The 11,390-nt window shown below is 49.7% G+C and carries 8 protein-coding genes; 4 read left to right on the plus strand and 4 right to left on the minus strand.

The annotated features are described in order from the left end of the window. The first annotated feature begins 29 nt into the window (after positions 1-29). On the plus strand, positions 30-2,321 hold the full coding sequence (locus A8O29_RS14890) for an AAA family ATPase (protein ID WP_174081352.1): 2,292 nt from the start codon (positions 30-32) through the stop codon (positions 2,319-2,321). A 582-nt stretch (positions 2,322-2,903) separates the two neighbouring features. Next, positions 2,904-3,413, plus strand: a complete 510-nt coding sequence (locus A8O29_RS14895; RefSeq protein ID WP_125351911.1) for a hypothetical protein — start codon at positions 2,904-2,906, stop codon at positions 3,411-3,413. A 300-nt stretch (positions 3,414-3,713) separates the two neighbouring features. Here A8O29_RS14895 and A8O29_RS14900 read toward each other — a convergent pair whose 3' ends face one another. After that, positions 3,714-5,054, minus strand: a complete 1,341-nt coding sequence (locus A8O29_RS14900) for an ISNCY family transposase (RefSeq protein ID WP_174081353.1) — start codon at positions 5,052-5,054, stop codon at positions 3,714-3,716. Positions 5,055-5,143: 89 nt separating this feature from the next. On the opposite strand from A8O29_RS14900, the gene A8O29_RS14905 reads away from it, so the two are divergent. Both A8O29_RS14905 and A8O29_RS14910 read left to right on the plus strand, forming a co-directional pair. Then, positions 5,144-6,676 carry an IS3 family transposase gene (locus tag A8O29_RS14905; RefSeq protein WP_125355569.1) on the plus strand — a complete coding sequence of 511 codons (1,533 nt, stop codon included), beginning with the start codon at positions 5,144-5,146 and terminating at the stop codon, positions 6,674-6,676. 140 nt (positions 6,677-6,816) lie between these two features. Further along, entirely contained in the window at positions 6,817-8,007 is a 1,191-nt protein-coding gene (locus A8O29_RS14910; protein ID WP_125353897.1) for an amino acid aminotransferase, read from the plus strand. An 81-nt stretch (positions 8,008-8,088) separates the two neighbouring features. Here the strand turns inward: A8O29_RS14910 and A8O29_RS14915 are convergent, their stop codons facing one another. The 3 genes from A8O29_RS14915 to ldtD all read right to left on the minus strand — a co-directional run bounded on the left by A8O29_RS14915 (position 8,089) and on the right by ldtD (position 11,291). Continuing rightward, positions 8,089-8,736 (minus strand): MBL fold metallo-hydrolase, encoded by a 648-nt coding sequence (locus A8O29_RS14915; protein WP_110509887.1) that lies wholly within the window; start codon positions 8,734-8,736, stop codon positions 8,089-8,091. A 15-nt stretch (positions 8,737-8,751) separates the two neighbouring features. Continuing rightward, positions 8,752-9,303 carry a peptidoglycan L,D-endopeptidase MepK gene (gene mepK / locus A8O29_RS14920; RefSeq protein WP_166665188.1) on the minus strand — a complete coding sequence of 184 codons (552 nt, stop codon included), beginning with the start codon at positions 9,301-9,303 and terminating at the stop codon, positions 8,752-8,754. A gap of 179 nt (positions 9,304-9,482) precedes the next feature. Beyond that, entirely contained in the window at positions 9,483-11,291 is a 1,809-nt protein-coding gene (ldtD, locus tag A8O29_RS14925; protein WP_125353895.1) for a L,D-transpeptidase, read from the minus strand. Positions 11,292-11,390 lie beyond the last annotated feature (99 nt).

The following is an 11,390-nucleotide window of genomic DNA, read 5'->3' on the forward strand; positions in this document are numbered from 1 at the left end:
GGTAAAATCGCGAAGAAAAAGGAATTTATATGCTTGAAAGAATTCATCAAATTACCAGCGTGGGTTTATTCCAGGATATCCGCCCTGCTGGTATGCCTTTTAAAAAAATGACCTTTGTCTATGCTGATAATGGGCGTGGTAAATCTACTCTTGCGTCTATTCTGCGTTCCTACACCGAATTAAATCCAGATATTGTGCGGCACAGGAAAACGATTGGGGAAACACCCCCTCAAAATATTCATCTCCAGTTCTCTCAGGGAAATCGTGCGATATTTGATAACGGCACATGGAGTGGTAAGTATTCAGATGTACACGTCTTCGACTTAGATTTTGTTGATCGTAATGTTTACTCAGGTGGTGAAATCAGTGCTAGCCATAGAAAGCGACTGCTTAGTTTTGCGCTAGGCAATGATGCGGTAGCAGCGAGGGCTGCTTTTAATGATGCATCAGACAAGGCAGATGAGGCCAAGAGAGTTACGAGACTGGCAAGTGAAAAGCTGACGGTAGTCCGGGGAAATGTAACACTAGCAAGATACATAAAGCCTGTTCAGGAAGAGAACATTCAGGGAAAAATTGCATTAGTCGAATCAGAACTGGATCTCTGCAAGAGAGCAGAGACGATCCGTAACCGTACGGGCTATCTTCCGTTACCTCTGTACGCTCCTGATTTCAGTTCTTTTTTTTCCACACTTGCATCCAGTTATGACAGCCTCAGCGCGGGTGCAGAAGAGGTCGTCTGTGCGCATATTGACCATATCAATGTCGAAGGTTTCGAGCGATGGGCGAGTAGCGGCCTTGATTATATAAAAGACGAACATTGTCCTTTCTGTACGCAAAGCCTAGAGGGTGTTGAACTGATCCGGTTCTACCGGGAGCGGTTTAACCTTGCATACAAAACCTTACTTAATCAGGTTACAGGACTAGATAACGTTGTGGTGACAGCCATGCGCGTTTTCAATCTGGCTTTACTTGAGAGCAAGATTGAGCAGGCGGTTTTAGTGACTGAAAACTGGAAAGATTGTCTCCAGTTGAACGTGAGTCTCCCTGATTTAGATAAAATTAAAGCTAGTTTGGAAGGTCTTCAGTCATCTCTGAGTCGCTTAGCGGAAGCCAAGAAAAGCGATCCGCTTTCAAAGACCCAAGGCGACTATGAAAAAGAAATCGCTGATGCAGTAACTGCAATCAATGATGAGCTTTCTGCCTTTAATTCGGGGGTGGAAGCTGCCAATCTGGATATTCAGGCTTATAAAGAGACGCTTGAAACCAAAAATGAAGAAACACTGCGGGTTACATTATCCCAACATGAAGCAACCCGACTTCGTCTATCACCTGAAGTAATAGGTTTTATCTCTGATTATCAGACCGCTAAAACAGCTGAAGTGGCGGCCTCTGAACTAAAGGAAATACGGAGAGGTGAACTGAATGCGATCATGGACTCGACCCTTGGAAAGTATCAATCCTCCATTAATGATTTATTGATGAAGTTTGGTGCAAGCTTTCGCATCACAGAAATAAATTATAACTATGCCGGCGGCGGTGAGCCTAAATCTGAATATGCAATTGAACTTAGAGGGGAAAAAATTTCGCTAACGGGAGAGGAATCCAGTTTCCGAAGTTCACTCAGTGAAGGGGACAAAAGGACGCTAGCCTTTGCATTCTTCATCTCAGTGTTGCTTCATGATACTGATCTTGAAAGAAAAATTGTCGTGATTGATGACCCGATGTGTAGTCTGGACAGTCATCGCAGGAACCACACAATCACCATCATTAAACAGATTTACCTTCGCAGCTTGCAGGTAATCATCCTGGCACACGACCTGTTCTTTATCCGTAACATGCGAGATGAGTTCCTTAAAATACCTGCTACACAAATGCAGGACATTTCAGCCTTATGCATTGTCCACATTGCAGGTGATTTCAGTAACCTGGACAAGCTAGATGTCGATCTGGAATGTGAATCTCCCTACTATAAAAATCACCGGCTGGTGAGCGGATTTTCCGATGGTGTTCATCATCAGTTTCACGATACGGCGGTGGCAATCAGACCGCTTCTTGAGGGGTATCTGCATCGACGTTTTCCGGGGCGAATTTCACCGGGAAATCTGTTTGGAGAGGTAGTCATGCAGATTGCACAAGCACAACCGGACGATCCGTTATTCTTCGCGAAATCACTGGTACCAGAATTGAATGAAATTAACAATTATGCCGGTCGTTATCATCATGACACGAACCCTCAGGCATCATCAGAACCTATCACGCCAGGTGAACTGAAATCTTACTCTCGACGGGCTTTGAATGTGATTTATCGCGGGAACGCATGAGAAGTTCTTGATCGGGCATCACCTCATACTTAGAAGATCAACCGCACATTTGAAAGTGAGCCCTCTTGGGGGCTCATACCGATTATAAGCACTACCGCCGGTGCAAACGCTTCGTTGTGAATATTCTCTTAAGGAACACCCATCTCCAAAAGTGATATTAGAATATGGGAGCTACATGAGCAGTGCCAGTAAGGGATGTTTAATGTAAACACTCAGTCGTCATAAACTAAACGTCCGCTTCTCGCTCAGAGCGGCTTGTGGCCGTTACCGTAGACTGCTTTGTGCCAGGAGCGGATGTTGGTTCAGCGATGCTTTTGTCCATCCAAGGATTCCAGCGCTCAATCCCTGAACGTACTTTGATAACCTCCAGCACCCTATATTCAACAACGTACTGACTGATTTTTTTGAGGTGAGAAAACCACGACCGCCCCACAGATTGCAGATATGATGATTTCGAATAACTCCCTCAGGGCCGTTTAAATTTGCTCTCGGGACAACTTTAACTGATGCAATTGTACACAGAACTTCGAACCCCCTTAACTTTGTGTTAAATTTCAAGGATGATTATAATTGGAGGTCGTTATGAAAATTGATTATGACGTAAGTCTTTACAGAGAAATCGCAAATTTTAGTGTAAATAAAGTAGTTCAAGTATCTAATAGCAAAGGTAGAAAAAGCACTATCCATATCACAAATATAACGCAACTTTCGTGGCAAAGTTTGCAATTACTAGTGTCCAGTGGTTCAGATAGATTTAGTAAAATGGTATTTCTCTACCGAGAGTATTCCCAGACGGGACAGATTCCTGAGTCAGTTATTAGAGGTAAATCTCTTTCTTCGAATGAAACTAAGGAAATCAACGAGTACATAAAAATTTATCGAGAGCATAGTTGCACGAAACACCACGAAGTTAACGATATTATAACCAAGAACAGATTGTGGGATAATTTCAAAACTATTCGTTCGTTAAACGATCATGGTAAGTTTAAAGGAATTGAAGGTATTCAGCCGCAATACTTTGAGATTATTTGTAATATTCTTAAAATTTTTGGAGGTAAAGGCTTACCACTTGATGGCTATCAAAAGTATTAAAGCAGGTTATGGGTCTGATGCAGGCTATACTAAAACGCATAATTCTCCTAGAATACCTATGCATGTCGATTAGGTTACCCTTAAAGTAAACTTCCGCACTTCGCTCTAAGCAGGCATTGGCCATGACAAATGAGATTTACCATAACGTTCTAATTGTACGCACCGCCAAAACGCGCTCAGGGAGTTTCTGACGAATAACCGGTAAAAAGGGTAACAAACCACCCGAAAACCCGCCAGAAACGCACAGGCAGAATTTTACCCCACTGCATGACTATTCAGGTAAGTGAATCCGTCCCGTATTCATCCTGATTTGTCCCTGTCAGCCTTCTTTCTGGGTAACTTCGGTGGTTTTACAGGGGACATACTTTGCGTTCTGCGTGTATTCCAAGGATGATCGGCTGCCGGTTTAACATAGAACTTCGAACGCAGGTCGAAACGCGCATTCTCAACCCGCTCATGAACACTCTTCTCGTCATCAAGAGGTAAGGGCTCAGGCCCATCCACATATTTCTCACAGCCAAGTTCCCGGCTGTCGTGCAACACCGTAATCTCTCCCTGAAAATTCTCACAAACCGTGACGAGCGCATGCCTGAGTCGGTAACCCTGCCCTTCTGAGCGGATCTGATACGCGCAGGTTTTGTACTGGAACGTCAGGTTCTTGGACAACACACGGCGGGCCTGATAGGAGAGAATGTAATTCAGTTCTTCCGGAGTGTGATGAATGTCCCGATGGGCATTACCGCCTTCCCGGGGCTGGGATGCAAAGCGGTCATTGTAATCTTTCACGAATTCAGGCAGCCAGGCGTTAGCCGTTTCGATATCACTGATATGACGAAGTCGCAGCTCTTTAACCAGCCTGTCCTGCAACGTCTGATTAGCCCGTTCAACCCGACCTTTAGCCTGCGGGGTGTTAGCATGAATCGGCGCTATGCCAAGCGTTTTCACGGCGCGGGTGAACTGCGTCAGCTCACCTTCCCTTTCCGGGTTATTAACACGGAAAATACTGTGCCGATCTGAATACAGGGCGAGAGGGAGTCCATGGTTGCCGAGATAATCTCGCAGCGTTTCCATATAAGCGCGGGTGGTTTCGGCCGGGGCGAACCGAAGGGCCATCAACGCACTGGTAGCATCATCGATAAAGACGATCAGCGTGCAGCGCGGCCCCCGTGTTTCGAACCAGTCATGCGGAGAGCCATCAATCTGGATCAGCTCCCCATAGCAAGGGCGGCGCTGCCGCCGCTGATAAATACGGGCAATTTTACGACGACGCTCTCGCCACAGTCCCTCCTCAACCATCCACTTACGCAATGTCTCAGCGGATAGCGCCAGCCCGTGAATTTCCCGCAGCTTCTCGCTGGCGAAGGTGGGCCCAAAATCCGGGTATTTATCCCTGACAAGCGAGATAACGAGTGAGCGAAACTCAGGCGAGAAAGCATTATTGGGACGTTTCCCGCGACGACGGGAAACCAGGCCCTGAGGACCTTCAATCCGGTATCGTTGAACAAGACGTTTGACCTGCCGGACCGAAATACCAATTCGCTCCGCAGCCTGGTCCTGAGTGATGTGGCGGCTGACCGACTCCCGAATAATCTGGAGCCGATCGAGCTCTTTGTGACTCATGCTAATTATCTCTTTTGCCATGAAATATCCTCCCCAAAATACGATGGGTGACATTTCAGATTTGGTCAAAGGAGGTGCGGACGAATTCCTGGACTCTCAGGAGTCACTTTATGCATTCATACGAAGACCGGATCAAAGCGGTTGAACTCTATTACCGATACGGAAAGAAAACCTCCGTCGTCGTCAGAGAGCTGGGATATCCGTCCACAAAACAGTTGGGCCGCTGGGTTCGGATTTATGAAGAGACCGGTGATTTACCCAGAGATTTAAAGCCAAGAGAGCGCTATTCACGCGCTCAGAAAATTGCTGCGGTTGAGCATTACCTCACGCACGGTGGATGCCTGTCGTTCACTCGTCGCGCCATCGGTTACCCCAGCAACGAGGTTCTCAAATCCTGGATTCAGGAGTTTTACCCGAACAGCCGTCCTCTGGTCATTCGTTCAGGTACAAACAAATGCTTCAGTCCGGAAGAGAGAGTTCATGCTGTCAGGGCGCTCTGCAGCCGGCGCGGAACCGCGCGTAAAGTTGCACAAAACATAGGTGTCAGCGTTCCGGTCCTGTACAAATGGAAGAAAGACCTTATCAGTGACGAGGCTTATCAATCCATGCGCAAACGTAACGTAGCCCCTCAGGATAAAAATCAGGATGCTTTGCTTGGTGAAATCCAGCACCTCAGACAACAGATTCATCAGCTGCAGCTCGAACGTGACCTACTGACAAAAGCGAATGAACTGATAAAAAAAGACATGGGCATCAGCCTTCTGACCCTGAAGAACAGGGAGAAAACCCAGATCGTTGATGCCCTTAAGGAAACGTATCCCGTTGCTGAATTACTTAGTGTTCTGCAACTTGCCCGCAGCTGCTATTTTTACCACAAAGCAAGCCAGCGCCTGCGTGATAAGTATGCGGAAATACGCGTGATCATGGCTGATATCTTTGAAGAGAATTACCGCTGTTATGGCTACCGGCGTCTTCACGCGATGCTTCGTGGTAACAACAGGGTTATTTCTGAGAAGATCGTCCGCAGACTGATGGCAGAAGAACAGCTCGTTGTTAAGCGTACGAGGCGGCGGCGATACAGCTCTTACTGTGGAGAAATCAGCCCGGCACCGGAAAATCTACTCGCCCGGGATTTTAGTTCCTGCAGGCCAAATGAAAAGTGGCTGACCGATATTACCGAGTTCCAGCTTCCGGCTGGAAAAGTCTATCTGTCGCCGGTTATCGACTGCTTTGATGGCCAGGTAGTGAGCTGGTCGATAGGAACACGCCCGGACGCGGTGCTGGTGAATACCATGCTCGATGATGCGGTCAATACGCTCAACGAAAATGAAAAACCGGTGATACACAGCGACCGGGGGGGGCATTATCGATGGCCAGGTTGGCTTGATCGTATCAATACATCCGGACTTATAAGGTCCATGTCGCGCAAAGGATGCTCGTCGGATAATGCGGCGTGTGAAGGCTTCTTCGGGCGGGTCAAAAATGAAATGTTCTATGGCAGAAACTGGGCGGGAATAACACTGGAAAAATTTATCCGCTTCCTGGACAGATACATACGCTGGTATAACGAGAAGCGTATCAAGTTATCATTAGGTGCAATGAGCCCGGTGAAGTACCGACAGCATCTTGGGATCACAACATAACAGTCCAGGAAAACATCCGCAGCCCCAAAGGGGACATTACCGCATAGTCTTAACATTTTCTCGCAAACGGTTGGCTTTTGGTCATTCTCCCGTTAACCTGAGAGCGGATTTCCCTTCAGTAACCACAATGGAACCTCGTCATGTTTGAGAACATAACCGCTGCCCCTGCCGACCCTATTCTGGGCCTGGCCGATCTGTTTCGTGCCGATGACCGCCCGGGGAAAATCAACCTCGGGATTGGTGTTTACAAAGATGAGACCGGCAAAACACCGGTTCTGACCAGCGTAAAAAAAGCGGAACTTTATCTGCTGGAAAATGAAACCACCAAGAACTACCTCGGCATTGACGGTATTCCGGAATTTGGCCGCTGCACGCAGGAGCTGCTGTTCGGGAAAGGCAGTGCGATTGTGGCTGACAAGCGTGCACGTACGGCGCAGACCCCAGGTGGCACTGGCGCACTGCGCGTAGCCGCAGATTTTCTCGCTAAAAACACTGACGTAAAACGCGTGTGGGTAAGCAACCCAAGCTGGCCGAACCACAAAGGCGTGTTTAATTCCGCCGGGCTGGAAGTGTGCGAATACAGCTATTACGACGCGAATCAACACGCTCTGGATTTTGACGGCCTGGTTTCCAGCCTGAATCAGGCTCAGACAGGCGACGTGGTGCTGTTCCACGGCTGCTGCCACAACCCAACCGGGATAGACCCAACGCTGGAACAGTGGGAACAGCTGGCAAAACTGTCCGTAGAGAAAGGCTGGTTACCGCTGTTTGACTTCGCCTACCAGGGCTTTGCTCGCGGTCTGGAAGAAGATGCTGAAGGCCTGCGCGCCTTTGCCGCCGTACATAAAGAACTGCTGGTTGCGAGTTCATTCTCGAAAAACTTTGGCCTGTACAACGAACGCGTGGGTGCCTGTACGCTCGTTTCTGCGGATTCAGAGACGGTCGACCGCGCATTTAGCCAGATGAAAGCGGTTATCCGCGCCAACTATTCTAACCCACCCGCTCACGGTGCTGCCGTGGTGGCAACGATCCTTAGCAATGACGCGCTGCGCGCCATCTGGGAGCAAGAGCTGACCGACATGCGCCAGCGCATTCAGCGTATGCGTCTGCTGTTCGTGAATACCCTCGCCGAGAAAGGTGCGGACCGCGATTTCAGCTTCATCACGAAGCAGAATGGCATGTTCTCCTTCAGCGGCCTGACCAAAGAACAGGTTCTGCGTCTGCGTGAAGAGTTTGGTGTTTATGCGGTTGCGTCCGGGCGAGTGAACGTCGCGGGCATGACGCCAGACAATATGGCCCCGCTGTGCGAAGCCATCGTCGCCGTGCTGTAACTCAGGCGAAAAAAAGGTCGCGAAGCGGCCTTTTTTATGTGTTTTGAGCATTAAAAAAGCCGCAAACGCGGCTTTTTATCTTTACCAGACAGGCATCTCGTCCTGCAGGAAAGGATTATGTACACGCTCATGACCGAGCGTTGACATTGGCCCATGGCCTGGAATAAAGCTGACGGCATCGCCGAGCGGTAACAATTTGCGCTTAATCGAATCGATAAGCTGCCCATGGTCGCCACGCGGGAAATCGCTGCGCCCTACTCCACCTTTGAAAATCACATCGCCTGAAATCAGCAGCTGCGAAACCGCATCGAAAAAGACAATATGACCCGGTGTATGGCCCGGACAATGCAATACTTTGAGGCTGACGTTACCCACGCTGACGGTATCGTCTTCATTCAACCAGCGGTCTGGCGTGAGCGGCTGACAGTCTTCAAGACCGAACATTTTGCTCTGCGCTGGCAGCCCCTGAAGCCAGAACTCATCTTCTTTTTCCGGTCCAATAACCGGCACACCATAATGTTGTGCCAGCTCCGCAGCAGCGCCAACATGATCAAGATGACCATGGGTCAGCAAAATCTGCATCAGCGTCACGCCTGCGGCGGCCACTTCCTGTTTGATACGCTCAGCGTCACCGCCAGGATCCACCAGTGCGGCAAGTTTGGTCTGCTCACACCAGATAAGTGAACAGTTCTGGGCGAAAGCCGTAACCGGAATAATACGATAGTTCATGATGCTCCTGTTTCGTTACCAGGTCCTCACCGGCCCGGTATCAATATGCACAAAGTTACTACGTGGGTAATATCCTACACCACCTGCGCGCATAGATAACGCAGCTTTGCGAATATTGCTTAACGAAACCCCTTCAATATGAAAATCCATCGCCTGGCCTTTGGTGTGATAGCTGTGTTTCGCTACACCGCGGCTGTGCGCGCGCAACTCATCGTTAGTATTGAGTGAACGATAACCGGAAATAAGCTGCACGGGCTTGTTGGTCCCCAACAGTCCCTGAAGACGGTACAGATGATCAAAAAGTTTTGGATCGATGGATTTCATTTTATTCGCGCGATAGTCACGGAAAAAATGGTTGAGTCTTGCTAATTCATCCTGAATATAGCCTCTGCCATCGAAAAACTCCGCCTTGAGCGACTCACCGGTATGCAGGTTATTGAGCGTCAAAATACGCGGGCGTGGTGTCGAGAGGGTAGCAAATGCGGGCGTAGGTAAGATGGCCGCTGCGCCGAGCGCAACACCACCTAACGCCAGCAACTTGCGGCGATTAGCGTCAAATTTGTCCATGATAATCAGGTCTACAAGTAAGTGGTCGTTATTTATGCACTTCTGGCGCACGAAGGGCACCTTAACCGCCGTACACGTCGACGTCAAGGCCCCCTAATCCCAGTCAATACGGGGCCTCTAGCGATACTGGCCCATATTGACTCATTCATACGACACCTGGTTTATCAGAACTTCTTCATTTACCTGATTAATTGTTCAGCTTTTGGCAGAATTTGTGCGCCAGATCGCGCGGTGAGATCATAATTGTAAATATCTGTACGATATTGCGCCCGACCATCCGCGCCGACAAACGCCGTCAGATAGTAGAGATTGACCGGGATATTCTGGCGAATATTCACGTATCGCGTATTACCCTGTTTCAGCGCATCGGAGATCCGTGTGTCGTTCCAGCCTGCATCCTGTAACAGCATGTTGGCCAATTCAGACGCTTTATTGACGCGCACGCAGCCGGAGCTTAGCGCCCGAGTGTCCTTCTGGAAAAGCGTGTGGTTAGGCGTATCGTGCAGATAAATCGCATCGGAGCTCGGCATGTTGAACTTATAGCGGCCCAATGAGTTATGTACGCCCGGCGCCTGCTGGAAGCGGAACGGCAGGTTTGTCGCTGTAATGGTCGACCAGTCGACCTGATAAGGGTTGATGGCTTCTTTACTGTTCCAGCCACGCATCATGGTGTAACCGTGACGGTCCAGATAACCGGGGTCGTTAACGACTTTCGGTAGAATGTCCTTGCGGGCAAGCGTTGATGGCACGTTCCATGGCGGGTTCACCACCACGTTATTTAACGCACTGCTCATCATCGGCGTTTTACGGTCGGGACGACCGACAATCACCCGTGAGGCTAAAACCTGATTACCATCAAGATAATAAACCAACGAATAGGCAGGAATATTCACCATGATGCCGGTGGAAAGCTTGCCCGGTAACAGGCGAAGACGCTGAATATTGAGTGCCAGCACGCCCGCACGCTGTGCCGGGCTAACGTTCAGCCAGTCGCGCGTCGATTGTCCGATAACGCCATCAGCCCCCAGCCCTTGCCAGGTCTGGAAACGTTTCACGGCTTCCACCAGCTGTCGGTCGTAAACCGCCGGAGCCGTACTATTGGCTTTGGCTTTCTTCGCAGGCACCGCCGATGGACTCACCACCGGGTTATCTCCCGGCAGCGCAATATTAGGCGTAGAGTCCATCATCCCCGTGCGCTGCAGAATTTCACGCAGCGCAGGAATGTCTTTGCTCCACTGTCCCGGAGAAAGTTTGGCGCTGCTGGTTAACTGCGGCCACGGACGCGAATCGGTCAGTTGCGTGAGCAACGCCTGATGCATGGCCTCATACTGCGGATGCTGCGGCGCCAGCCCTGCGACAAACAGCGGCAACTGCCCGTTATCCAGCGCCAACTGCCACTGGTTGATCACTGACAACGGTGGCGTAGATAACGTGTACGGTTTATCGCTGTACAGCCAACGGTTGCCCTGCACAGGAATGCTGCTGATGAACTGGAGATAGCCCATCATGGCGTCTGACAGCACAACATCACGCGCCATCCCGCTGACGGCCGGATCGGTGAGCAGTTCGACCCATTGAGTAAACTGTGGCTGGAAACCGGCGATAGCCACTTCAGCAAGCTGCTGCTGAAAGGCCTGAACCGCGTCACGGTTTTCCCACATGGGTTTCATCTGTCGCGCCGCATACAGCGCAGACAGCTGATTCATGTAAATCGGTGTGTAACTGGCAGGCAAGAGTGACTGAATATCAGCCCGACTTTTCGCCGCAGCCCCTTCAGGGAGCGGTTGAATACCAGCCATCATCGCAACGGCTGGTGCCTGGCCGTCTGATTGCGCCAACGCCTGTGACGCATCACCCAGCGTGGCTGAACTGTCTGTTGGTACCAGTTCAGGCTCGTCGGCCTGAACGCTAAACAGCGGAGCAAATGCCAGCATCAGGCATAAACTCAGCGCTGACAGCCGACGACCATTAGATTTATCGAGTGACATCCCTTGCCCCCTGTTTTCATTGCTGCCCACATCAGACGGGGCTTACTCTCAGTATATAAAGACAAAAATACTTTTGCCTGACCAAATGTAAAGAAGATT

The sequence above is a fragment of the Scandinavium goeteborgense genome, from assembly GCF_003935895.2.
Taxonomy (GTDB): domain Bacteria; phylum Pseudomonadota; class Gammaproteobacteria; order Enterobacterales; family Enterobacteriaceae; genus Scandinavium; species Scandinavium goeteborgense.

Coding starts and splice junctions, on each gene's coding strand:
- A8O29_RS14890 (WP_174081352.1), top strand. CDS start 30: ATGCTTGAAAGAATTCATCAAATTACCAGCGTGGGTTTATTCCAGGAT.
- A8O29_RS14895 (WP_125351911.1), top strand. CDS start 2,904: ATGAAAATTGATTATGACGTAAGTCTTTACAGAGAAATCGCAAATTTT.
- A8O29_RS14900 (WP_174081353.1), bottom strand. CDS start 5,054: ATGGCAAAAGAGATAATTAGCATGAGTCACAAAGAGCTCGATCGGCTC.
- A8O29_RS14905 (WP_125355569.1), top strand. CDS start 5,144: ATGCATTCATACGAAGACCGGATCAAAGCGGTTGAACTCTATTACCGA.
- A8O29_RS14910 (WP_125353897.1), top strand. CDS start 6,817: ATGTTTGAGAACATAACCGCTGCCCCTGCCGACCCTATTCTGGGCCTG.
- A8O29_RS14915 (WP_110509887.1), bottom strand. CDS start 8,736: ATGAACTATCGTATTATTCCGGTTACGGCTTTCGCCCAGAACTGTTCA.
- mepK (WP_166665188.1), bottom strand. CDS start 9,303: ATGGACAAATTTGACGCTAATCGCCGCAAGTTGCTGGCGTTAGGTGGT.
- ldtD (WP_125353895.1), bottom strand. CDS start 11,291: ATGTCACTCGATAAATCTAATGGTCGTCGGCTGTCAGCGCTGAGTTTA.